We start from the raw sequence: 22613 nt of genomic DNA on the forward strand, positions 1-22613 counted from the left end.
GTCACTCACTTTCCTTGTCGATCTTGTTCGCCAGTTCCGGGGTGGCCTCGTGGAGCATCCGGTGGATCGTCACGTGCATCCACACGGCACAGATCGCCACCAGGACGAAGATGCAGAAGAAGGTGCTGCTCGGGAACCCGGACCAAGTCTTGGTGTAGGCGAACAGCGGCGGCAGCACGAAGCCTCCGAGTCCGCCCAGCATCCCGACGAGTCCTCCGACCGACCCGACGTTGTCCGGGAAGTACTCAGGGATGTGCTTGTAGACCGCGGCCTTCCCGATGCCCATCGCGCAGCCGAGGATGAAGACCAGGATGACGAACCACGGCAGTTGCATCGCGTAGTGCATGTGATGGCTCTCGTGACCGTCCGGATGAACGATGGTCAGGTATCCGCTGGGCATCATGAGGATGCCGCTGGTCAACAGCATCAGGCCGAAGGTCCAGTACATCACCCGACGCGCTCCCCAGCGGTCACTGAACCAGCCGCCGAGCGGCCGCAGCAGGGATGCGGGGAAGATGAAGGTCGCGGTGAGCAGGGCTGCCGTCCCGAGGTCCACCGAGAAGTTGTCCGTGTAGTACTTGGGCAGCCAGGCCGACAGGGCGACGTAGGCACCGAACACGGCCACGTAGTAGAGGCTGAACCGCCACACCCGCATGTGACGCAGGGGCTGCAGCATCTCCCGGATCGGCTTGGCGGTTCCGGGGGCGCGGTCCACCTTCGGCACGACGAACCACGTGATGACACCCACCAGGACGAGCAGGATCGCGTAGATCACCGGGATGAGACGCCAGCCGCCCTGGATGCCGAGGACATAGGTGCTGCCCGCCGTCGCCGCGATGAGCCCGGGGCCGATGAACTTCGTCACGGAGGCACCGACGTTGCCCGCCCCGAAGACGCCCAGCGCCAGCCCCTGCCGTTCCTTGGAGAACCACGCGGAGTTCCACGCGGTCCCCACCGAGAAGAGGTTGCCCGCGAAGCCGACGAGGAACGCCAACACGAGCAGCATCATGTAGTTCTGCGCGAAGGAGACGAAGAACGCGGGGATCGCGGTCGCGAACAACATGAACAGGGTGACCCTGCGGCCACCCATGCGATCCGCGAGAATGCCCGCGGGTAGCCGCCACATGGAACCGTTCAACACGGCCACGGCGGAGATCCACGCCAACTGCTCGTCGCTCAGTCCCAGTTCCTTCTGGATCGGGATGCCCAGGATCCCGAACATCAGCCACACCGCGAACATCAGGGTGAAGGCGATGGTGGAGATCGTGAGGACCCGCCCGGCCCCCTTGCCGGTGTCATGGATGGGCGCGACCTCGATCAGGTGCTTGCTCAACTTGGTGATTCCTTACTGTGACGGGGCTGCAGGGTCAGCGTTGACTGCGATGGTTGTCAGGGGTGCCGACCGGATCCCAGCCCCGCCCCTGTGTGGTGGCGGAGGCACGATCCCGAGGGCTGTGGGAACGGTAGACGATGTAGGGACGGAACAGATAATGGATCGGCGCCGAGAAGGCGTGGATGAGACGGGTGAAGGGTATGGAGGCGATGAGCACCAGCCCCAGCACCACATGGGTCTGGAACTGCCACGTGGCGGATTTCATCGCACCGAGGTCGGGCTGCAGCACGAACAGCGACCGGAACCACACCGACACGGTCTCCCGGTAGTTGTGGTGCTCACCCGTCGGTGTGTGATCCCCGGTCAACGTGGCCACCATGCCCACACCGATCACCGTGGCCATGAGAACGTACATGAGCGTGTCGTTGAGGGTCGTCGCGCGGGTCACCGCCCGGTTCGAGAACCGGCGCCACAGCAGCAGCACGAGTCCCACCACCAGGGCGAGACCGGCCAGGCCACCGCCGTACAGGGCCCCCGCGTGGTACATCTCCTGGCTGATGCCGATCCAGTCGGTGAGCGCCTTGGGGATCAACAACCCGACGACGTGTCCCATGAAAACGGCGAGCATCGCGAAGTGGAACAGCGGGGAGGCAATCCTCAACAACTTCGATTCGTACAGCTGTGAGGAGCGGGTGGTCCAGCCGAACTGGTCGTAGCGGGCCCGCCAGATGGTGCCACCGATGAGCACGGCAGCCACCAGATAGGGAAGGACACCCCACAGGAAGATGTCGAGGCCGGTCACGGGATTCTCGGTCTTGAGCAGAACATGCATCTCAGTGTCCTAGGAACTGGGGGTAGGGAAGCAGATCGGCGCCGAGGCCGACGGTTTCGGTTGGTGGCCCCTGGAGGAGCTTGGCGACCTCGGCCCGGGTCCGTGGCGACGGACCGCCGAGCACCCGACACACCGCGTCGACGACCCCGGCCTGGGGAAGCCCGTCCTCAGTGAGTCCGATGCGCAACAACTCCAACGAGACCCGGTACTCGTCCAGCAGGCGGCGCCCCGCCGTCGGGTCACCCTCGGCGGCGAACTCGAGGACCACCGGAAGGTGGTCGGGAAGTTCCCCGGCCAGGTGCACGACGAGGCCGGAATCGCGGTAGGCCCGCTTGAAGTGGAGCAGGGACTCACCCCGTCGACGGGTGTCCCCGTCCGTCCAGTAGGTGAGGTGGAGGGCATGACGGCGCGACAGGTCGAACTCCTGGACGTGCCAGGCCTGCAGCTCCATCAGCGGAGCGGATCGGAGGTGTTCCAGCGTCGGCGCGAAGAACTCCGCCGCGTCCGCGCGGGCCACCGCGTCCTCGATCGCGTCGAGTCGACCGAGGAGTTCCTCCTCCGGATAGCTGAGGACGAGGGCGGCCGCGCTGAAGACCACTGAGGCATCCATCGGCGTCACTCCCCGCGCCTGGCCTTGGCCGAGGCATAGCTCTCGATGGTGACGGGGACCACGTTGCCCATCGTGCTGGCATAGGGTCCGGTCCCGCCCGCTCCCGGTCCGCCCTCGAAGTCCAGCGAGCAGGCCATCTCCTCCAGGCTGTGGGCCCGCTCGTAGTGGGCCTGCGGGATGACGTACCTCTCGTCGTACTTGGCGATGGCGAGCAGCCGGTACATCTGCTCCATGGCCTCCGGGGTCATCCCCACCGCATGGGCGAGTTCGGGTTGGGGTTCCCGGTTCAGCGTGATGTCCCGCATGTAGGAACGCATGGCGGCGAGCCGCTGCAGCACGAGGGTCACCACCTCGGTGTCACCCGCCGTGAAGAGCTCGGCCAGGTATTCCACGGGAATCCTGAGGGCGTCGATGGCCCCGAACAGGTTGCCCCCCGCCTCGGAATCATGGCCCTGCGACTTGAGCAGGTCCACGACGGGGGACAGCGGCGGCACGTACCAGACCATGGGCATGGTCCGGTACTCCGGATGCAGCGGCAGGGCGACCTTGAAGTGCTTGATGAGTGCGTACACGGGGGAACGCTGTGCCGCGAGGATCCAGTCGGCGGGAATGCCGCTCTCACGGGCATCCGCGATGACCTGCGGGTCGTTCGGGTCCAGCATCACGTCGAGCTGCGCCTCGTAGAGGTCCTTGTCGTCAGCCAGGGCCGCCTTGGTGACCTGATCCGGGTCGTAGAGGATGATGCCGATGTAGCGGAGCCGACCGACGCAGGTCTCGGAGCACACCGTCGGCATGCCCACCTCGAGCCGGGGATAGCACAGGGTGCACTTCTCCGCCTTGCCCGTGCGGTGGTTGAAGTAGATCTTCTTGTAGGGGCAGCCGGTGATGCACTGCCTCCAGCCCCGGCACTTGTCCTGGTCGACGAGCACGATGCCGTCCTCGACCCGCTTGTAGATGGCGCCGGAAGGACACGAGGCCATGCACGACGGGTTGAGGCAGTGCTCGCAGATCCTCGGTACGTAGAACATGAAGGTCTTCTCGTACTCGAACTTGATCTGCAGGTTGGCCTCCTCGCGGAGCTTCCTCACGATGGGGTCGTCGTGACCCGTCTCGTGGATACCGCCCAGGGAGTCGTCCCAGTTGGCCGACATCGTGATGGCCATGTCCTTGCCGGTGACGAGCGACTTCGGCCGCGCGACCGGGAAGTCGTCCCCCAGCGGGGCCCGGGTGAGGTTCTCGTAGTCGTAGGTCCACGGCTCGTAGTAGTCGCCGATCTCGGGATGGGCCGGCGAGGCGAAGATGCTCAACAGCTTCTTGAACCGGCCACCGGAACGCAGCTTGAGCCGTCCCGACCGGGTGCGCACCCACCCGCCCTGCCACTTCTCCTGGTCCTCGTAGGTTCGCGGATAGCCCTGTCCGGGGCGGGTCTCCACGTTGTTGAACCACACGTACTCCGTGCCCGCCCGGTTCGTCCAGGCCTGCTTGCAGGTCACCGAACAGGTGTGGCAGCCGATGCACTTGTCCAGATTCATCACCATGGCCACCTGGGCCATGACACGACGACGCTTGGGCATCAGTAGGTCACCTCCTGCGAGCGACGGCGCACCGTCGAGACGATGTCACGTTGGACCCCACTCGGCCCGAGGTAGTTGAAGGCGTAGGCCAGGTGGGCGTATCCACCGATGAGATGGGTGGCCTTCAGGAGAATGCGGGTCACCGAGTTGTGGATGCCCCCTCGACGTCCGGTTGCCTGGGACTTGGGCGTGTCCACCACGCGTTCCTGGGCGTGCTGCACGTAGGCGACCCCGGTGGGCAGTTTCGGGGAGACGATCGCCCGGGCGACGAAGACGCCGTTGGCGTTGGTCAACTCCACCCAGTCGTTGTCCGCTACACCGATGGCTGCGGCATCCTCGACACTCAACCAGGCCTGGGACCCACCGCGACCGAGCGTCAGCATGAAGGGGTTGTCCTGGTACTGCGAGTGGATGGCCCACTTGTTGTGCACGGTCAGGTAGCGCACGGTGATGGCTCGCTCCCCCGTGCTGCCCACGGCGGGCTCACCGTAGTCACGCACCATGTCGAGCGGCGGGCGGAAGATGGGGAGGTTCTCCCCGGCATCCGAGATCCAGTCGTGATCGAGGAAGAAGTGCATCCGGCCGGACAACGTGTGCCAGGGCTTGAGCCGCTCCGTGTTGATGGTGAACGCGGCGTAGCGCCGCCCTCCCGTCTCGGATCCCGACCACTCGGGCGAGGTGATGACCGACTGGGGAGCCTGCTGGGTCTGGATGTAGGTGACCCGCTTCTCCTCGGCACCGGCGGCGTAGTCGACGAGGTCGCGCCCCGTCTTGCGTTCCAGGTTCTTGAACCCCTGGACCGCCAGTTCACCGTTGGTGGTCCCGGAGAAGGTCAGGATGGCCTCGGCGAGTCGCTCGTCGGTGTCGATGGCCGGACGTCCGGCTGCGGCCCCGGAGGGGAAGACGCCGTGCTGCCTGGCCAGACGTTCCACCTCGTGCGAGACGTCGTAGGTGATGTTCTTGGTCGTGAAGCCCAGCTGATCCGCCAGGGGCCCCACCGTCAACAGCTTGTCGGCGATCGCCGTGTAGTCACGCTCGACGATGGCCAGGACGGGCAGGTTCTTCCCGGCGACCGCGGGCAGATCCGTCCCCCGCCAGTCGGGGACGGTGCCACCGGGCTGGGCGATCTGGCCGGGGGTGTCGTGCTGCATGGGCACGGCCACCAGGTCCTTGCGGACATCGAGTCGTCCCTTGGCCAGTTCCCCGATCTTCCGGGCGAGATCGGTGAACATCCGGAAGTCCGTCCTGGCCTCCCAGGGCGGTGGGATCGCAGGGGTGAACGCATGGACGAAGGGGTGCATGTCCGTCGAGCTGAGGTCGTACTTCTCGTACCACGTGGCGGCGGGCAGCACGATGTCGCTGAGCAGGGTGGAGGAGGTCATGCGGAAGTCGGAGACGATGAGGAGATCCAGCTTCCCCTCCGGCGCCTCGTCCCGCCAGGCCACCACCTCGGGACGTCGGTCCGCACCGTGCCCGTTCTCCATGACGTTGTTGTGGGTGCCGAGCAGGTGCTTGCTGAAGTACTCGGCTCCCTTGGCCGAGGAACCGAAGAGGTTGGAGCGCCAGAGAATCATGGTCCTCGGCCAGTTCTCCGGGGCGTCGATGTCCTCCAGGGCGCTCTTCAGGTCCCCCGACTTCAGTCGGGCCGCCACGTACTCCTGCGGCGTCGCGTACTCGCCACGGTCCACGGCGGCCAGCGCCTCGTCCGCGAGATCGAGCGGGTTCATGTCGAATGACGGGTAGAACGGCATCCAGCCGAGCCGCTGGGCCATCGCGATGGAGTCCGCCGCGTGCATCCCGTCCAGCTTCCCCTTCGACAGGGGCGAGGTGATGCGGTCGGCCGAGTACCCGTCGGTACGCCACTGGTCGGTGTGCATGTACCAGTAGGCGGTGCCGATCATGGTGCGCGGCGGCCGCGTCCAGTCGGTCGCGTTGGCCATGTTGAACCACCCGGTCATGGGGCGGCACTTCTCCTGGCCGACGTAGTGGGCCCAGCCACCACCGTTGCGGCCGATGCAGCCGCACATCATGAGCAGCGCCATGATCGAGCGGTACGTGACGTCGGCGTGGAACCAGTGGCAGATGCCTGCGCCGATGATGACCATGCTGCGCCCCTCGGACTCCTCCGCGTTGGCGGCGAACTCCCGGGCGGCACGGAGGCAGGCCTCGGCCGGCACCGAGGTGATGGTCTCCTGCCATGCCGGGGTGTAGGGGGTCTCCGCGTCGTCGTAGCCGCTCGGCCAGACGCCCGGAAGCCCGTCACGCTGCACGCCGTACTGGGCCAGCATGAGGTCGAGGACGGTGGTGACGAGCCTGCCGTCCACACGGCGGGCGGGAACACCCCGTCGGATGATCGTCCCCTGTCCCCTGGGATCCTCGAAGCACGGCAACGCGATCTCGACGGCTTCCGTGCCCGGGAGCCCGTGCAGGGTCAGGGCCGGGTCGATGTCCCCCAGATCGAGGTTCCACCTGCCCTCCCCGTCGGCGGAGTAGCGGAATCCCATCGACCCGTTGGGGACGGCCGGCGAGCCCGTCGCCAGATCCCACATCACGGTCTTGAAGTTGGCGTCGGAGTCCCGACGACGAGCCGCCAGATCCGCGGCGGTGAGGAACTTCGACGCGGTGAGGCCATGACCGTCCGGATGCTCCTCCAGGGTCACGAGCATGCCCATGTCCGTGTAGTGCTTGACGTAGTTGTCGAAGTAGTCGACCTTGCGATCGACGAAGTTCTCCTTGAGGATCACGTGCCCCATCGCCATGGCGAGGGCGGCATCCGTGCCCGCCTGGGCGGGCAGCCACTCGTCGGCGAACTTGACGTTGTCCGCGTAGTCAGGGCTGACGGTGACGACCTTGGTCCCGCGGTAGCGGACCTCCGCCATCCAGTGCGCGTCGGGGGTCCGGGTCACGGGCACGTTGGAGCCCCACATCATGAGATAGGTGGCGTCCCACCAGTCCCCGGACTCGCAGACATCCGTCTGGTCCCCGAACACCTGGGGACTGGCGACGGGGAGGTCCGCGTACCAGTCGTAGAAGCTGGTCATGGCCCCACCGATGAGGTGCGTGAAGCGGGTACCGATGGCGTGGGAGACCATGCTCATCGCCGGGATCGGTGAGAAGGAGACGCAGCGGTCCGGGCCGTAGTGCTGGATCGTGTTGACGTAGCTGGCGGCCGCGATCTCCAACGCCTCCTCCCAGGAGATGCGCACCAGTCCGCCCTTGCCGCGGGCCTGCTGGTAGCGGCGCCGCCTGACCGGATCGTTGACGACGTCACGAAAGGCCTCCACGGGGTCGCCGAGGCGGGCCTTCGCCTCCCGGTACATCTCGACGAGCACACCGCGGGCATAGGGGTACCGCACCCGGGTGGGCGAGTAGGTGTACCAGGAGAAGGAGGCCCCACGCGGGCAGCCGCGCGGCTCGTACTCGGGGCGATCGGGTCCGGTGGAGGGGTAGTCGGTCTGCTGGGACTCCCAGGTGATCAGTCCGTCCTTGACGTAGACCTTCCAGGAGCAGGACCCGGTGCAGTTGACGCCATGGGTGGAACGGACAACCTTGTCGTGACTCCAGCGGTCCCGGTAGAAGACGTCCCCGGCCCGATCTCCCTCGCGAAAGACGGCCCTGCCATCGTCGGTCTGTTCCCACCGGGTGAAGAACTTCCCTACCTTCAACAGGGCCTCTGAGGCGGGGCCGTCCAAGCGTGCTGCATCGGTGCTCATGGGCTTAGCTTGGCATGACTTCCACACAATTTCACATAGTTTTGGTCAAATCCGCATCCGCGGGCTTCACGGCGCCATGAACCCGTATCTGCGGGCCAAATCGGGGGTGTCGAGGTCCATCGTCACAGAATTTGAAACGTTTTTTCTTTCCAAATTCAGCGGTTTCAGAACGCGCCGAACGGACAGGCCCCGCGCATGTCCCCATGCCTCGAGGACTCGGCGCAGGGAAAGGAGCCGATACCGTGCGGCGAGGTACTGCGGCCAGCCCTCCTCGTCCTCCAGCACCACCCCGTCTCCGCCGAACGCGGCGTCCGTCAGGGCACCCACCACGGCGGCGGGATCGACGAGGTCCCCCGCAAGAACAAGGACCTCGGTGTCATCGGGAGATCCCTCGAGCGTTGCCACCGCGGCCGCCAGACCGGCAGCCGGGCCGCCGTGCGGAGGATCCTCCAGCAGGAAGTCGACGCGGTCGTCACGGAACCCGGGGCGGTCCGGGGACACGATCAGGACACGCTCGCACACGTCGAGAGCGGCCGTCACGCACCCCTGGAGCAGGGTCTCCCCCTCCCGACTCAGCTCGAGCTTGTCGACGCCCATCCGGGAGGACCGCCCCCCGGCGAGCACCACACCGATCCGGGACTCACCCGCCCGCGAAGGGAGGCAGCACATCCATCTGCTCCTCGTCACCCAGACGAACGGTCGCATCGCTGACGCGCCTGCCGTCAACCAACATGGAGCTCACCGCGAGGACCTCGGACAGCCGTGAATTGCCCTCCCCCAGGCGTTGCTGCACCTCGGCCAGCGTCAAACCGGTGGCATCAAGCTCCGTCTCATCCGTACCCGCCGCCTCCGCCGCCGCCGCGAAGAACCGAACCTTCATCATCACTTCCTCTCTCCTCCATGACCGCCGGGTGACGGGTCATGTTCACCCCATCGTGTCAGGGCCCCGCGAGCGCCGGATGTCCCCGCCACCTCGGGCTAGCCACCGATCGCACTCATCGTCCGCTCGGGCGGAACGAACCCCGCCTCGTCGATCCCATGGGCCCGGGGCTTGGCGAGGTGGGCCCCCACCCAGGCGGCGACGATGTCGTCGTCACCGCCACCACCACGCAGGATTCCCCGCAGGTCGGTCTCCGTCCGGGCGAAGAGGCAGGTCCTCACCTGACCGTCCGATGTGATCCGGGTGCGGTCACACGCCCCGCAGAAAGGGTTGGTGACCGAGGCGATCACCCCCAGCCTCCCGCCCGGCTGTTCGGCATCGGGCTCAACCCGCCAGATCTCGGCGGGCGAACTCCCCCGGGACCCGCCCTCCGGGACCATCGCGAACCGGCCCCCCAGGACCGCCAGGATCTCCTCGGCGGCCACCATGTCCTCACGGCGCCAGCCATCCCTCGGCCCGATGGGCATCTGCTCGATGAAACGCAGTTCATGGCCCCGCTGCAGGGCGAACAGGGCGAGCGGGAGGATGTCGTCCTCATTGAGTCCGCGCATGATGACCGAGTTCAGTTTCAGGGGGCGAAGCCCCTTCCGTTCGATGGCCTCGATGCTGCGCATCAGGTCCGGCAGCCGATCGCGCCGGGTCAGCCGGGCGTAGCGGACCGGGTCCAGGGAGTCGACGGAGATGTTGACCCTGTCCAGTCCGGCGCGGACCAGGCCGTCGATCCGTTTGTCCAGGCCGAGTCCGTTGGTGGTCAGCGAGACCTCCGGCCTTCCGTCGGGGCCGTGCATCGCGCTGGTCGCGGCGACGATGTCCTCCAGCCCTCCTCGCAACAAGGGTTCACCGCCGGTGAATCGGACACTCCGGACCCCGAGGCGTGACACCGCCACCCGGATCAGTCGGATCACCTCGTCGTCGGTCAGCGTCTGCTCCGTGGGCAACCACTGCATTCCTTCCGCGGGCATGCAGTAGGTGCACCGGAGGTTGCAGCGATCGGTGAGCGACACCCGCAGGTCCTCGGCGACACGACCGTGAGCGTCGAGCAATTTCACCAAGCGCATGGTGAAAATGCTACATGGCCCCCGACTTGCAACAATGGACCCGTGACGAGACTCGCCCATGGGCTGGGACCAACGCGCGCCAAGGTGCTGGCCGTGCTCCAGACCTCCGCGGCACCGGTGACCATCACCGAGGTCGCGGGGCGGCTCGACCTGCACCCGAACTCCTCACGTTTCCACCTCGAGGCCCTCGTCTCCTCCGGTTACGCCGCCCGAGGCCCGGCGGCGACGGAGGGTCCCGGACGCCCACCGACGCTCTACCATGCGACGACCCGGGCCCCGGAGTTGCAGCACACCCATTTCGTCGAACTGACCGAGACCCTGTTGGGCCAGATCAGGGAAACCGCCCCGGAACCGGAGGAGTCGGCCAAACAGGCCGGGCAGCTGTGGGGACGCCGCCTGGCCTCGAGGGACTCCTCAGCCGAGCAGCAGCCGGAGGAGACCATCACGGATCTGGTGACCCTACTCGGACAACGGGGGTTCACGGCCTTCCAGGACGAGGGGACCCTGTGCTTCCTGCGCTGCCCGTTCCGCAACAACGTCGATCCGGAGCTCCTGCCCCTGGTGTGCGCCGTGCATCAGGGCCTTCTCGAGGGTTTCCTCAGCGGTTCACGTGTGGCCTGCGGTGAGTTGGTCGTCGGCGAGGACGTCTGCCATGTGCCCTTGCGGGTCGAGGCCACGGGGGTCTGACACCACGCCGGGGCAGCCCGTCGCCCATCCGACGGACAGCATCCCTCGTTTGCGACTCGCGCGAGGCGTTCTCCTCGTCGGTGGGGCCTCGTAGTGTCCTGCACCTGACGAGTCGAGGGAGGCGATGATGTGTGTGACGCCCCCAAGGTCCTCATGCAGGCGGCCAGCATCATCTGGCTGATCAGCGGAATCATCTTCCTCGTTGGAAGTCTCATCTGGTTCCCTCGGTTCCTCCTTCCTCCGTGGTACCGCCGCGCCGTCAAGGCAGGCAGCCACACCCAACACAGGCGAACCCGGGACAAGACAGGCGAAACCGGAATAGGGCCGGCGAACCGAAACACCGGCGCGGTCAAGGGCGGCTGAAGCGGAACCCCCCGCCGATCAGCCCGACAGACCCGCGACCTGCCCGATGATCGTCACCGCGGGCGGTTGGACCTTCGCCTCCTCGGCGACCTGCGGCAGCTCGGTGATCGGGGCACGGAGCACCCGCATCGACGGCAGGCCGGCGTTCTCGATGATGGCGGCCGGGGTGTCGGCGGCGAGCCCGGCACCCACGAGGTGCTGCGCGATGACCGGTAGGTTCTGCACCCCCATCATGACCACAATCGTCAGCCCCGACGTGGCGAGGTGGTCCCAGTCGATGTCGCACCGGGGATCCGACGGCGGCACATGCCCGCTGACGACGGTGTAGCCCTGCACCGCACCCCGATGGGTGACGGGGATGCCCGCGAGCCCGGCACCGGCGATCGAGGAGGAGATCCCCGGGATGTAGGTCACCGGGATCCCGGCCCGTTCGCAGGCCTGCCACTCCTCGAAACCACGCCCGAAGACGAACGGGTCGCCGCCCTTGAACCGCACGACGTGGCGCCCGGCCAGGGCGTGATCCACGAGCAGTTGGTTGATGGTCTCCTGGGGGGTGAACTCGCCGCGCGGGATCTTCCCGACGTGGATCACCTCCGCACCCTCACGGACCTCCGTCAACAACTCCAGGGGAACCAGCCGATCCGTGACCACCACGTCCGCCTCACGCAGCGCCTTCAGACCGGCGACGGTGATGAGATCGGGATCACCCGGCCCGGCTCCCACCAGGACCACGCGTCCGCTCATGCCAGTTCCTCCTTCACGACGTCAAGCAATCGGGTGCGGAGTTCGGCTCCGGGAATCCGCACCCGGAACCAGCCCTCACCCAGCCCCGGGAAGGTATCACCCCTCCGAAGCCCCAGACCACGCGCCCTCACCCTCTCGCGCAGCCCGACCGGCCCCTTCACCAGGAGGAAGGGGGCTGCGGAGTCCACCACGTGGAGCCCGAGGCCGCGAAGCCCATCGACGAGTGCGTCACGATCACGACCCAGCTGCTCCCGCCACCGGGAGACCTCGTCGTGGGCCTCCGTCGAGCACACGGCGGTCATGGCCGCCAGAGCCGGGGAGCTCACCGCCCATGGGGTCTGCACCCGCCGCAGTTGGGCGACCAGATCCGCATCCCCGATGACACAGCCGACCCGCAGCCCCGCCAGCCCCCACGTCTTGGTCAGCGACCGCAGCACGAGCACCCCCGTCAGCCCGCCGACGAGCATCGACTCGGACTCCCCCGGCACCGCATCCATGAAGGCCTCGTCCACGACGACGACCCGGCCGGGTCGGCAGATCCGCCGGATCGTCTCGGCCGGATGCAGCACCCCCGTGGGGTTCGTCGGGTTGCCGATCATCACGAGGTCAGCACCGGGCGGGATCCGGTCGGCATGGAGCCGGAACCCGTCCTCCGGCCAGGTGAGGACCCGTTGCGGGACGGCACCGGCCGCCCGCAATGCCGCCTCGGGTTCGGTGAACTGCGGGTGGACGACGACGGGATGCCGGTACGTGAGTCCCCGCGCGATGAGGGTGAACGCCTCGGCCACCCCGGCGACCGGCAGCACGCTCTCCTCATCGACGCCGTGCCAGGTGGCGAGGGTGGCAGTCGCCTCGCGGCTGTCCGGGTAGGGGGCCAGCGGGGTCGCCTGGATCCGCGCCAGCAGCCAGCTCGGGGGTTCGGGGAGTCGCACGTTCACGGCCAGGTCCACCACGCCGGGGCTCAGCTCGGCGTCGCCGTGGTGGTGGAGGTCCGGTTCGACGGCTCGCTGCGGGGCCGCCGCCGACTCCACCGAGGGGACCACTCCCCGGAACGCGTGGACAGCGTCGGCGAATCGCTGGGCCAGGTGCGGTTGCCCGGCCCAGTGGACGTGCAGGTAGGAGGCGTGGACGTTCCCGCTGGCCCAACCGTCGACCCAGGAGCCGTTCGGTCCGGTCCACGCCCAGCCACCGGGGTCGCCCGGGGGAAACTGTGTGGTGGTGCGGTGGAACTCGTGCCCGGTGATCTCCTCCCCCTCCCGGGCATAAAAGCCGTCCGTGACCGCCGTGGCCCGGCGGTACCCGAGGGTGAGACGGGGCCCCATCGCCGCGACCCCCGGGACGGCGCCGACCATCGGGGAACCGTCGACGCTGCGCGACAGGTAGAGCATTCCGGCGCACTCCGCGACGACGGGGACCCCCGCGGCGATGTGGGCACGGATGTCGGCCAGCAGGCTCTCCCGGGAACTGATGGCCGCGGCGTGCACTTCAGGGAAGCCACCCCCGAGATAGATGCCCGCGGTCCCCTCCGGCAGCTGCTGGTCCACCGCGGGGTCGAAGATCACGGGGCGGCAGCCCGCCGCCTCCAGCAGTTCCACGGTCTCGGCGTAACGGAAGGTGAAGGCCCGTCCGCCCGCCACCGCCACGACGGGGCGTCGCGGTGAGGGTGGGGTGACCACCGCGTGCGGGCGCCAGGGCTCGACGTCCAGCTCCAGCGCCGTCCCGGCCGCCTCGATGAGGGCGTCGAGGTCGATGTGGGCCGCCACCTGCTCGGCGAGACGACGCATGGTCGCCTCGGCGTCACCCCGTTCCTCGACGGGGACGAGGCCGAGGTGCCGTGAGGGTGCCTCGATGGCGGCGTCCCGGGGCAGCACCCCCAGGATCGGCAGGCCCAGCCCGTCAAGAGCGGAGAGGACCTCAGCGCGGTGCCGGGGCGTGGCGACCTTGTTGACGATGACGCCGGCGAACCGCAGCGACGGATCGTAGTGGGTCAGCCCGAGCGCGACGGCCGCGATGGACCGGGAGGTGGCGGAGGCGTCGAGACACAGGACGATCGGCGAGGAGGTCAGCGCGGCGACGTGGGCCGTGGAGCCGAGTCCGAACGTGCCGAGCTGGCCGTCGAAGAGCCCCATGACCCCCTCGATGACGCTGATGTCCGCGCCGCCGGCCCCGTGGGCGAGCAGCGGGGCGATGCGCTCCTCGCCGGTCAGGAAGGGGTCGAGGTTGCGACCGACCCGCCCGGAGGCCATGGCGTGGTATCCGGGGTCGATGAAGTCGGGGCCGACCTTGAAGCCCTGGACGGTCACCCCTCGCGCTGCCAGGGCGGCGATGATCCCGGTGGTGATGGTGGTCTTTCCCTGACCTGAGGCGGCCGCGGCCACCACGAACCGGGGCAGGGTCACCACTCGATGCCCTTCTGGCCCTTCTGGCCCTCGTCGAAGGGATGCTTGATCTTGGTCATGTTGGTCACGAGCTGCGCCACCTCGAGGATCGGTTCGGGACAGCGCCTGCCGGTGATGACGACGTGCTGGAAGCCGGGTCGCTCCGCCAGCACCCGGGCCACCTCCTCGGGATCGATCCACCCCCATTCCATGGGGTAGGTGAACTCGTCGAGGATGTAGAGGGTGTGGGTCTGTTCCGCGAGGCGACGTCTCACCTCGGCCCAGCCGTCACGGGCGGCCTCGGCGGGGTCCTCGTCGGCGGCCTTGCGGGTCCAGGACCAGCCGGATCCCATCTTGTTCCACTCGACGGCGCCGCCCTCGCCGGTGCTGTCGTGGAGCCTGCCGAGGGCCTCCAGGGCGCTCTGCTCGCCGATCCGCCACTTGGCGGACTTCACGAATTGGAACACCCCGATGCTCCATCCCTGGTTCCAGGCACGCAGCGCCAGCCCGAAGGCGGCCGTTGACTTGCCCTTGCCCTCGCCCTGGTTGACGATGACGAGCGGCCGGTTGCGTCGCTGCCTCGTGGTGAGACCGTCGTCCGGCACCGTCGTCGGGGTTCCCTGTGCCATCACGCAACCTCCTGGTACTGGCCGCGGACCACGTCGGTGATCGCGGCGGGATCGAGTTCAGCCATCGGGACCAGTTCCGCGCCGAGACGCGCGGCCAGATCCCCGGCGAGGCCGAGCCGCATGGGGCCGGACTCGCAGTCGATGACGACGCAGTCGAGCCCCTGCATCGCCAGCGCGTCGGCGGCGGCACGGGAGCGCGCCAAGGCGCCCTTGCCCGCTGTGGCCCGTCCGTCGCTGAGCAGCACGACGATGGGACGCCTCGTCGGATCCTTCACGGCCTCGGTGGCGAGCACCTGGGCGGCGCACTCGAGTCCCTCCGCAAGCGGGGTCCGGCCGCCGTGCGGCAGCTCGTCGAGCCGGGCGGCCGCCGCCTCCACCGAGGTGGTGGGGGGCAGTGCGAGTTCGGCGCCCTCACCACGGAAGGTGACCATGCCCACCTTGTCACGGCGCTGGTACGCGTCGAGCAGCAGGGAGAGGATCGCCGTCTTCACGGCCGCCATGCGCCGCCTGGCCCCCATCGATCCGGACGCGTCGACGACGAACAGCACGAGATTCGACTCACGCCCCTCGCGTCTGGCGCGACGCACGTCGTCGCCCTGGATGCGCAGCGGCTGCCCGACGCGTTTGCCCCGCTCCGCCTGCCTGGGAGCCGCGGCCTTGATCGTGGCGGGCACGTGCCACGCCCCGGCCCTCGCCCTGGGATCCACCCCGACGACGCGGCCGTGACTGGTCAGCGCTCGGGAGCGGCGCCCCGGCGTGCCCTCGCCGAGCCCCCTGGCACGCAGCACCCGGGGACGGAACGGGGCGTCCGCCGTGGCGAGCCCCACGGGGGCGAGCCCGGTCGGTTCCGGGGGCTCCGGGGTGTCGGATCGACCGGGATCCTGCGGTTCCGGGGGCTCCGGCGTTTCGGGGGCGGGAGGCTCCGACGGCTGCTCCGGGGTGGCGTCGCCGGGGCGCGGGGAGTCCTCATCCGGCCCCTGGTCGGGATCCGTCGGCGGTTCGGGCTCAGGTTCCGGCTCGTCGTCGCCCAGCAGCTGATCGAGGAGTTCCTCGTCCAGTCCGGGGGCGTCGAAGGGCTTGCGGCGACGGCGATGCGGGAGGGACAGCAGGGCCGCGACCCGGATGTCCGCCTTCGTCACCCGTGAGCGTCCCTCCCAGGCGGCATTGGCGACGGCCGCCCGTGCCGTGACGATGTCGGCGCGCATGCCGTCGACGTCGAAGGCCGCACACACCTCCGCGATCTTCGCGAGCATCGCATCGCTCAATTCGACCTGCCCGACGAGACGCTGGGCGGCGGCGATCCTCCGGGCGAGGGCCTCCTGCTGCTCGGCGTAGGTCGCCCTGAACCCCGCGGCATCGGCGTCGAAGGCCATCCGGCGACGCACGATCCCCACTCGGGTCTGCGGGTCGCGGGGGGCGTGGACCTCGACGGTGAGCCCGAACCGGTCCAGCAGCTGGGGACGCAGTTCCCCCTCCTCGGGGTTCATCGTGCCCACGAGCATGAACCGGGCCGCATGGGAGACCGACACCCCGTCACGCTCGACGGTGTTGCGTCCCATGGCCGCGGCATCGAGCAGCAGGTCCACCAGATGGTCGTGGAGGAGGTTCACCTCGTCGACGTAGAGGATGCCGCGGTGGGCGGCGGCGAGCAGCCCCGGCTCGAAGGCGGTCTCCCCCTTGCCGAGCGCGGCCTGCAGGTCGAGCGACCCGGTGACCCGGTCCTCGGACGCACCCACCGGGAGCTCCACCAGCGGCACCGCCACCGTGGCCACCTCCCGACCGGCGACGTCGAGGTCCATGCAGTCGGCGTCGAGATGATCCGGGTCGCACCGGAACCGGCACCCGACCAGGACGCGCTGCTCCGGCAGCACCTCCGTCAGACCGCGCACGATGGTGGATTTCGCGGTCCCCTTCTCGCCACGCACCAGGACGCCGCCGATCTCCGGGGAGATGCTGGCCAGGATCAGGGCACGGGCCATGTCGTCGGCCCCGAGGACCGCCGTGAATGGGAACTTCATCTGAGCCTTCCTGTGGGTCCGCGCCCACGACAGTTTCGGCCGGGCGGATGACCTGGCTCACCCCTTGGGGTTCACAGTGGCGGGACCGCTGCGGATTCACACCGCATTCCTCACCCGACGGGGTCATTCTTCCACACCCGGAAACGGGGGTGGCGACACGGGATAGGCTGCCGACCGTGATCGATGTCGTTGGAGTCCCCGCCACGGGCCTGGCCGACCTTCCTGCCCCGCTGCGTGATCTGGTGCTTTCGGCCCCGGTGGTGGTGGGTGGAGCCCGTCATCTGGCCATGCTGTCCGACCCGGACCGTGGAGTCCCGTGGCCGAAGCCGTTGCGCAGCGGGCTGCGTCCCCTCTTCGAGGGTCTCGGCGACGAGGTCGTGGTCCTCGCCTCAGGGGATCCCCTGCTGTCCGGGGTCGCGACGACTCTCATCGAGGAACTCGGCGCCGAGCGGATCCGCGTCCACCCCGGGCTCTCGTCGGAAACCCTGGCCAGGGCCCGCATGCTGTGGTCGGCGGAGAGCACGTCCTGGCTGTCCCTCGTCGGGCGCGATCCGCACCGTGTCCTCGCGTTCGCCGCTCCGGGGGAGAGGCTGCTGGTCCTGTCCGCCGACGAGCACACCCCGGCCGAGCTGGCCCGCATCCTCACCGCCGAGGGTTGGGGGGAGTCCCGACTCACCGTGCTCGGTGACCTGGGGACCGAGCGGGAGAGCCGCGCGGAGTTCACGGCGACGGAGCTCACGGCGCTCACCCCGCAGTTGCCGCGCCTCAACGTCGTCGCCGTCGAGTTCTCCCGGCCCCTCGGGGCGGTGGTGCCGGGACCGCTGCTGCCGGATCACGCCTTCACCAACGACGGCCAGCTCACCCGGCAGCCGTTGCGGCTCGTCGCCCTGGCGGCCCTCGCCCCCGCCCCGGGACAGGTTCTGTGGGATGTGGGCCTCGGTTCGGGCAGCATCGCCATCTCCTGGTGTCGTGCCGCTGCCCGCGCCAGGGCGGTCGGCTTCGAGAAACGCGGCGACCGAGCCGCCAGGGCCAGGGGCAACGCCACCCGTCTGGGGGTGGCCGACCGCCTCGAGGTCCGGGTCGGCGACGCCCACTCACTGCTGGAGGACCCGAGCCTGCCCCGCCCGGACGCGGTGTTCTTCGGCGGCGGCTGCAACCGGTCCTCCGTCGCCACCGCGCTCGCCGCCCTCTCCCCCGGCGGCCGACTCGTCGTGCACTCCGTGACCCTGGAGACCGAGACGTTGCTGGCCGAGTTGCACGCGGAGCACGGCGGCGAGCTCATCCGCATGCACATGGAGTACGCCCGGCCGCTCGGGTCCTTCCGCGGCTGGCAACCCAGTCGTTACGTCACCAGCTACAGCCTCACGAAACAGTCCTGAGAAGGAGCATCCATGACCGTCCACTTCATCGGCGCGGGCCCCGGAGCCGCCGACCTGCTCACCCTGCGTGGGGCGGAGCTGATCCGATCCTCCCAGGTGTGTCTGTACGCCGGCACCTACATCGACCAGGTGCTCGCCCACTGCTCCCCCGACGCGGAGCGGATCGACACGCAGCACCTCAACCTCGACGCCATCACCGAACACCTGGTGAGGGCCCACCGCGAGGGCAAGGATGTCGCCCGGTTGTGCTCGGGTGACCCGTCGATCTACTCGGCCATCGCCGAGCAGACCCGCCGTCTGGATGCGGCCGGGGTGCCGTGGGACGTCACGCCCGGGGTGCCCGCCTATGCCGCGGCCGCGGCCCTCCTCGGCCGGGAGCTCACCGTCCCGGAGGTGGCGCAGACGGTCATCCTCACCCGGGCGCAGAAGGACTCGACGGCGATGCCGGGGACGGAGCGGCTGGAGCACCTCGCGGCCTCTCGGGCGACGCTGGCCATCCACCTGGCGATCCGCCACACCCAGCGGCTGCGGGAGCAGCTGCTCCCCCACTACGGCGCGGACTGCCCCGTCGTCATCGTCGGCAACGCCACCCAGCCGGATCAGACGGTGCTGCGCACCACCGTCGACGGTATGCACGAGGCTGCGGTGGCCTCAGGGCTGCGGCAGGCCGCGATCATCCTCGTGGGCGAGGCGCTGAGGGCCGAGGACTTCGTGGAGTCCCACCTGTACAGCTCCCGGTGCGCCCCGACCCACTGAGGGACGCCATGTCACGCCGGGTTGATGAACGTGGCGCGATCGCCGTGTGGGCGGCCGTGTCCCTCATCGGGTTCATCGTCGCCGTGGGGCTCGGGGTCGATCTCGCCGGGCACGCGGGCCGGGCCGCGGAGGCCCGGGCCATCGCGGCCCAGGCGGCACGGGCGGGTGGCCAGCAGGTCCGCATCGACTCCGGAAGGATGATCCTCGACCCGGTGGCCGCCCGCCGGGCAGCCACCGCCTACGCCTCCGCGACGGGGTTGACGGCGTCGGCGGAACTCACCTCCGGCACCACCATCCGGGTGGAGGTGGAGGGCCGCTACGAGACCTCCTTCCTCGGGATCATCGGCATCGAGGATCTGCCCGTCTCGGCCCGGGCGGAGGCCGACCTGCGCTCCGTCGTCGAGGGTCAGCAACGCTGACGGATCGGGGAGGCCCCGGGGCCTGATCCGGGGTCTCTCCGGGCCGTTCCCCGAGGCGGCGCGGCCCGCGACGGGAGCACGCTGGATCCATGATCGAGATCCTCCATGAGAGCACCATCAACGTCGCCGTCGACCGGGTGCAGCAGGCCTTCGTGGACGGGCGGATCGACGAGCCCGAGTTGGAGCGACGGCTCGACCTCATCCTCACCGCCACAGGCCATGCGCAGCTCCGGCTGGCCCTCGAGGGGCTCCCCGCCGCCCCCGTTCCCGCAGCGACCCCCGCACCCGTCAGGAATCAGGACCATCCCGCGAGCGCCCTCATCCACCTGTCCGGTCTGATCTCGGGACCGATCCTGCCCGGCGTGGCCCACCTGGCCTCCCAACCGGGCAGCCCCGCTCGCCGCGCCTCCACCGACGCGTTGAACTTCCAGCTGCTCTCGGTGGGGATCTTCGTCGCGACGATGCTGCTGGGCTGGCTGGGCCTCGGCGCGCCGCGGGTGGTGTGGGGTCTGACCTGGGCCGCCCTGACGATCGTGGCCGCGGTGAAGGCGCACCGGGGCAAGCGATGGGAGAACCCCCTCACCCGGCTCACCGGATTCCGCCCCGTCGACGAGGACTCCCTTCCTGCCCTCAGGCGTCCGGAGGCCTGAGTCGAGCAGCCGCCTCGGTGACGGTCGTGGCGGGGGTCTCCCAGCCGAGTTCGTTGGCCAGCGCCAGGAGGATCGGCTGCCGCAGTCGGGCGCGGGCCAGCAGGTCCTCGTCACGGAGCAGGTCGACGACGCTGCCCTGCCGCAGCGTCCCGTCGGTCATGACCGCGGCGTCGGTGGCGAACGCGAGGGCGTTGTCCACCTCATGGGTGGAGAGGATCAGGGTGGTCCCGGCCTCGTTGACCTGACGCAGCGTCGCCAGGAGGGCCTCGACACCGGCGGGGTCGAGCCCGGCCGTGGGTTCATCAAGGAGCAGGACGTCGACGTGCATCGCCAGGGCGCCCGCGATGACCACACGTTTGCGTTCCCCGTAGCTGAGCTGATGGGTGGGGCGGTCGGCCAGATGGGTGATGCCGAGGGCCTCGAGGGCCGCGTCCGTCGCGGAGGCGGCCTCCGACTCGGTGAGCCCCAGGTTGAGGGGTCCGAAACTGACGTCCTGCCGGACATCCGCGGAGAACAGCTGGTCATCGGGGTCCTGGAGGACCAGCTGCACCCGACGACGGTGGGCCCTCAGTCCCGACCGGTCGAAACGGAGCGGCTCACCGTCGAGCAGCACCTGACCGGCGCCGGGACGGTGGGCCCCGGCGAGGCAGCGCAGCAGGGTGGTCTTGCCCGAGCCGTTGGCCCCCAGCAGCGCGAGCCTCGCCCCTGCCGGGACCACGAGGTCGAGGCCGCGGAGCACCTCGTGCCCCTCGAATCCGGCGACGAGCCCACAGGCCTGCATCCTCACCGTGTCCACCACGCCACCCCCACGATCACACCAACAGTGACAACGCTCCACCAAGGCAGCGGACGACTCCGCCGACGCGGCGGCAGCGTCGCCAAGGCCGACTCGTGCCCACGGATGGCGAGCCCATCGGCGAGACGTTTCGACCCCAGCCAGGTTCGCACCGCGACCGCCCCGACGAGTTGACTCGTCTCCCCGAGCCGTCGTCGCAGCGACCCGGTCCCGCCCAGTCGTTGCCGCTGTGCGTGACGCACTTGGAGCAGGGAGTTCCACGCCGTGAAGATCATCCGGTACATCAGTGAAGCCACCTCGATGAGTGGATCGGGCACCCGGAGCCGCCGCAACCAGGCCAGGAGGTCCACCATCGGGGTGGTCATGGCGAGCACGAGGATCGCCGAGGTGCCCGCGAGGGCGCGCAGCATCAGTCCCAGCCCCAGCCAGACATCGTCGGCACGGATCCCGAGCGGGCCGAGACGCCACCCGGGTCCTGCGAAGTCACCGACGGTGACCATCGCGGAGACTGCACCCACGACGATGAATGTCCCCGGGGCGCTGAGCGCCACCGCGACGAACCGGGCGGGGATCCGCGCCGCCGCCAGCGTCACGAGGCACAGCCCCAGGATGAGAACGGCGGTGGGCCAGGGCCGGGCCACGAGCGCCACCAGCACCAGCGCGATCGTCAAGCCGGCCTTGGCCCCCACGGGAATGTGCCGCCACGGGCTACCCCAGGCGGCCTCGTCGATGCCGCTAACCCTCAAGGGGAGCCTGGTTCAGTTCCTTCTCCGCCCGACGCTTGCCGGACAGCCTGCCCAGCGCGTAGAAGAAGATTCCGGAACCGATGGCGGCCTGCATCGCGAAGAGCCCGGACTCGATCTCACCACCGGCGGGGGGCGCGATGGGTTGGAACCAGGGTTCGGCCCCCTGTTCCTCGAGGAACTCGGTGACGGAGGCATCCGTGCCCCCGAACTCGGAGTCCTTGGGTGCGGTGTAGAACGGGATGCAGAAGAGCACCACCAGGATGACGACGGCGCCGAGGACGCCCCACTTGCCGAGCCTCATGCCGCGACCTCCATCTCCTTCTTCGTGAACACACCGAGTCGGGTCAGCTCCGGACCCGCCACCCTCGTGAGGAAGGCGAACAGGAGCACCCCGAGCACACCCTCCGCGATGGCGAGGGGGATCTGGGTGAGGGCGAACACGGAGGCGAACTTGGCCAAGGAGGCCATGAAGTCACCCTCGGCACCCGGGTAGGCGATCGCGAGTTGGAAGGACGTCACGACGTAGGTCGACAGGTCCGCGATCGCCATGGCCATGAAGACCGCGAGCATCTTGTTGACCCTCCGGAACAGCACCCACATGAGGTAGCCGCACCACGGACCGGCGATCGCCATGGAGAACACGTTCGCGCCGAGCGTCGTCAGACCGCCATGAGCGAGCAGGATCGCCTGGAACAACAGCACGATCGTGCCGAGGAATGCCATGACGGGCGGGCGGAACAGGATTGCGCCGGCCCCGGTCCCGGTCGGGTGGGACGACGAACCCGTCACCGAGGGCAGTTTCACGGCGGACAGGGCAAAGGTGAAGGCCCCGGCGGCGGCGAGCAGCAGCTTCGACTCGGGGTCCTTGCGGACCTGCTTGACGACCGCCGTCGCGCCGTGGATGACGAAGGGGGCGGATGCCGCGAACCATGCCGCGGCCTGGATCGGGGGTAGGAACCCCTCGGCAATGTGCATGATGCACTCCTTC

General features: G+C 69.0%; 21 protein-coding genes and 1 riboswitch. Of the genes, 5 read left to right on the forward strand and 16 right to left on the reverse strand.

Annotation, left to right across the window (positions count from 1 at the left end):
* Position 1 precedes the first annotated feature (1 nt).
* The 8 genes from EII35_RS00245 to moaA form a co-directional block, all read right to left on the reverse strand.
* The gene (locus EII35_RS00245; RefSeq protein WP_260464961.1) at positions 2–1333 is read right to left on the reverse strand and encodes an MFS transporter; all 1332 of its coding nucleotides are present in this window, start codon (positions 1331–1333) and stop codon (positions 2–4) included.
* 34 nt (positions 1334–1367) lie between these two features.
* Complete coding sequence (gene narI / locus EII35_RS00250; protein WP_125226454.1) at positions 1368–2165, reverse strand: respiratory nitrate reductase subunit gamma; 798 nt, start codon at positions 2163–2165, stop codon at positions 1368–1370.
* Between the two features lies 1 nt (position 2166).
* Positions 2167–2775: a nitrate reductase molybdenum cofactor assembly chaperone gene (gene narJ / locus EII35_RS00255; RefSeq protein ID WP_125226455.1), complete on the reverse strand. Its 609-nt coding sequence runs from the start codon at positions 2773–2775 to the stop codon at positions 2167–2169.
* A 5-nt stretch (positions 2776–2780) separates the two neighbouring features.
* Positions 2781–4349: a nitrate reductase subunit beta gene (gene narH / locus EII35_RS00260; protein ID WP_125226456.1), complete on the reverse strand. Its 1569-nt coding sequence runs from the start codon at positions 4347–4349 to the stop codon at positions 2781–2783.
* A complete protein-coding gene (locus EII35_RS00265) occupies positions 4349–8062 on the reverse strand; it encodes a nitrate reductase subunit alpha (RefSeq protein ID WP_125226457.1) in 3714 nt (1237 codons plus the stop codon). Before EII35_RS00265 ends, narH begins: the two co-directional genes overlap by 1 nt.
* 66 nt (positions 8063–8128) lie before the next feature.
* Positions 8129–8731, reverse strand: coding sequence for a molybdenum cofactor guanylyltransferase (gene mobA, locus EII35_RS00270; protein WP_125226458.1), 603 nt, complete (start codon positions 8729–8731; stop codon positions 8129–8131).
* Positions 8703–8945, reverse strand: a complete 243-nt coding sequence (locus EII35_RS00275; RefSeq protein ID WP_125226644.1) for a MoaD/ThiS family protein — start codon at positions 8943–8945, stop codon at positions 8703–8705. The genes mobA and EII35_RS00275 overlap by 29 nt, the downstream gene beginning before the upstream one ends.
* 95 nt (positions 8946–9040) lie before the next feature.
* The gene (gene moaA, locus EII35_RS00280; RefSeq protein ID WP_125226459.1) at positions 9041–10060 is read right to left on the reverse strand and encodes a GTP 3',8-cyclase MoaA; all 1020 of its coding nucleotides are present in this window, start codon (positions 10058–10060) and stop codon (positions 9041–9043) included.
* Positions 10061–10102: 42 nt separating this feature from the next.
* Here moaA and EII35_RS00285 point away from each other — a divergent pair, with 42 nt between their 5' ends.
* Positions 10103–10747 carry a helix-turn-helix transcriptional regulator gene (locus EII35_RS00285; RefSeq protein WP_185744082.1) on the forward strand — a complete coding sequence of 215 codons (645 nt, stop codon included), beginning with the start codon at positions 10103–10105 and terminating at the stop codon, positions 10745–10747.
* A gap of 381 nt (positions 10748–11128) precedes the next feature.
* Here EII35_RS00285 and cobA read toward each other — a convergent pair whose 3' ends face one another.
* Genes cobA through EII35_RS16595 form a run of 4 tightly spaced genes read right to left on the reverse strand, consistent with a single transcriptional unit; the run spans position 11129 to position 16879 of the window.
* Complete coding sequence (gene cobA, locus EII35_RS00290) at positions 11129–11854, reverse strand: uroporphyrinogen-III C-methyltransferase (protein WP_125226461.1); 726 nt, start codon at positions 11852–11854, stop codon at positions 11129–11131.
* Positions 11851–14253: a cobyrinate a,c-diamide synthase gene (locus EII35_RS00295; protein ID WP_125226645.1), complete on the reverse strand. Its 2403-nt coding sequence runs from the start codon at positions 14251–14253 to the stop codon at positions 11851–11853. Before EII35_RS00295 ends, cobA begins: the two co-directional genes overlap by 4 nt.
* Positions 14250–14861, reverse strand: coding sequence for a cob(I)yrinic acid a,c-diamide adenosyltransferase (gene cobO, locus EII35_RS00300; protein ID WP_125226462.1), 612 nt, complete (start codon positions 14859–14861; stop codon positions 14250–14252). Before cobO ends, EII35_RS00295 begins: the two co-directional genes overlap by 4 nt.
* Entirely contained in the window at positions 14861–16879 is a 2019-nt protein-coding gene (locus EII35_RS16595; RefSeq protein ID WP_125226463.1) for a magnesium chelatase subunit D family protein, read from the reverse strand. The genes cobO and EII35_RS16595 overlap by 1 nt, the downstream gene beginning before the upstream one ends.
* A gap of 25 nt (positions 16880–16904) precedes the next feature.
* A riboswitch (cobalamin riboswitch) is annotated at positions 16905–17032 on the reverse strand.
* Positions 17033–17055: 23 nt separating this feature from the next.
* Between EII35_RS16595 and cbiE the strand changes: the two genes are divergently transcribed.
* From cbiE to EII35_RS00325, 4 genes are all read left to right on the forward strand, one after another.
* A complete protein-coding gene (cbiE, locus tag EII35_RS00310; RefSeq protein WP_221739635.1) occupies positions 17056–18258 on the forward strand; it encodes a precorrin-6y C5,15-methyltransferase (decarboxylating) subunit CbiE in 1203 nt (400 codons plus the stop codon).
* Between the two features lie 12 nt (positions 18259–18270).
* Complete coding sequence (cobM, locus tag EII35_RS00315; RefSeq protein WP_125226464.1) at positions 18271–19014, forward strand: precorrin-4 C(11)-methyltransferase; 744 nt, start codon at positions 18271–18273, stop codon at positions 19012–19014.
* 8 nt (positions 19015–19022) lie between these two features.
* On the forward strand, positions 19023–19433 hold the full coding sequence (locus EII35_RS00320; RefSeq protein WP_125226465.1) for a pilus assembly protein: 411 nt from the start codon (positions 19023–19025) through the stop codon (positions 19431–19433).
* Between the two features lie 89 nt (positions 19434–19522).
* Positions 19523–20083: a DUF1707 and DUF4870 domain-containing protein gene (locus EII35_RS00325; protein ID WP_125226466.1), complete on the forward strand. Its 561-nt coding sequence runs from the start codon at positions 19523–19525 to the stop codon at positions 20081–20083.
* Here the strand turns inward: EII35_RS00325 and EII35_RS00330 are convergent.
* Genes EII35_RS00330 through EII35_RS00345 form a run of 4 tightly spaced genes read right to left on the reverse strand, consistent with a single transcriptional unit; the run spans position 20064 to position 22600 of the window.
* Positions 20064–20864 carry an energy-coupling factor ABC transporter ATP-binding protein gene (locus tag EII35_RS00330; protein ID WP_185744093.1) on the reverse strand — a complete coding sequence of 267 codons (801 nt, stop codon included), beginning with the start codon at positions 20862–20864 and terminating at the stop codon, positions 20064–20066. The genes EII35_RS00325 and EII35_RS00330 overlap by 20 nt on opposite strands.
* A 2-nt stretch (positions 20865–20866) precedes the next feature.
* Entirely contained in the window at positions 20867–21625 is a 759-nt protein-coding gene (gene cbiQ / locus EII35_RS00335; protein WP_125226468.1) for a cobalt ECF transporter T component CbiQ, read from the reverse strand.
* Positions 21615–21926 carry an energy-coupling factor ABC transporter substrate-binding protein gene (locus tag EII35_RS00340; protein WP_125226469.1) on the reverse strand — a complete coding sequence of 104 codons (312 nt, stop codon included), beginning with the start codon at positions 21924–21926 and terminating at the stop codon, positions 21615–21617. The genes cbiQ and EII35_RS00340 overlap by 11 nt, the downstream gene beginning before the upstream one ends.
* Positions 21923–22600, reverse strand: coding sequence for an energy-coupling factor ABC transporter permease (locus EII35_RS00345; RefSeq protein WP_125226470.1), 678 nt, complete (start codon positions 22598–22600; stop codon positions 21923–21925). Before EII35_RS00345 ends, EII35_RS00340 begins: the two co-directional genes overlap by 4 nt.
* Positions 22601–22613 lie beyond the last annotated feature (13 nt).

Source organism: Arachnia propionica (assembly GCF_003932785.1).
In the GTDB taxonomy this organism is placed as follows: Bacteria; Actinomycetota; Actinomycetes; order Propionibacteriales; family Propionibacteriaceae; genus Arachnia; species Arachnia propionica_B.

What these genes read in the sequence shown, in the direction of transcription:
- narI (WP_125226454.1), bottom strand. Translation starts at nt 2,165, where the DNA reads ATGCATGTTCTGCTCAAGACCGAGAATCCCGTGACCGGCCTCGACATC.
- narJ (WP_125226455.1), bottom strand. Translation starts at nt 2,775, where the DNA reads ATGGATGCCTCAGTGGTCTTCAGCGCGGCCGCCCTCGTCCTCAGCTAT.
- narH (WP_125226456.1), bottom strand. Translation starts at nt 4,349, where the DNA reads ATGCCCAAGCGTCGTCGTGTCATGGCCCAGGTGGCCATGGTGATGAAT.
- EII35_RS00265 (WP_125226457.1), bottom strand. Translation starts at nt 8,062, where the DNA reads ATGAGCACCGATGCAGCACGCTTGGACGGCCCCGCCTCAGAGGCCCTG.
- mobA (WP_125226458.1), bottom strand. Translation starts at nt 8,731, where the DNA reads ATGTGCTGCCTCCCTTCGCGGGCGGGTGAGTCCCGGATCGGTGTGGTG.
- EII35_RS00275 (WP_125226644.1), bottom strand. Translation starts at nt 8,945, where the DNA reads ATGATGAAGGTTCGGTTCTTCGCGGCGGCGGCGGAGGCGGCGGGTACG.
- moaA (WP_125226459.1), bottom strand. Translation starts at nt 10,060, where the DNA reads ATGCGCTTGGTGAAATTGCTCGACGCTCACGGTCGTGTCGCCGAGGAC.
- cobA (WP_125226461.1), bottom strand. Translation starts at nt 11,854, where the DNA reads ATGAGCGGACGCGTGGTCCTGGTGGGAGCCGGGCCGGGTGATCCCGAT.
- cobO (WP_125226462.1), bottom strand. Translation starts at nt 14,861, where the DNA reads ATGGCACAGGGAACCCCGACGACGGTGCCGGACGACGGTCTCACCACG.
- EII35_RS16595 (WP_125226463.1), bottom strand. Translation starts at nt 16,879, where the DNA reads ATGAAGTTCCCATTCACGGCGGTCCTCGGGGCCGACGACATGGCCCGT.
- cobM (WP_125226464.1), top strand. Translation starts at nt 18,271, where the DNA reads ATGACCGTCCACTTCATCGGCGCGGGCCCCGGAGCCGCCGACCTGCTC.
- EII35_RS00320 (WP_125226465.1), top strand. Translation starts at nt 19,023, where the DNA reads ATGTCACGCCGGGTTGATGAACGTGGCGCGATCGCCGTGTGGGCGGCC.
- EII35_RS00325 (WP_125226466.1), top strand. Translation starts at nt 19,523, where the DNA reads ATGATCGAGATCCTCCATGAGAGCACCATCAACGTCGCCGTCGACCGG.
- EII35_RS00330 (WP_185744093.1), bottom strand. Translation starts at nt 20,864, where the DNA reads ATGCAGGCCTGTGGGCTCGTCGCCGGATTCGAGGGGCACGAGGTGCTC.
- EII35_RS00340 (WP_125226469.1), bottom strand. Translation starts at nt 21,926, where the DNA reads ATGAGGCTCGGCAAGTGGGGCGTCCTCGGCGCCGTCGTCATCCTGGTG.
- EII35_RS00345 (WP_125226470.1), bottom strand. Translation starts at nt 22,600, where the DNA reads ATGCACATTGCCGAGGGGTTCCTACCCCCGATCCAGGCCGCGGCATGG.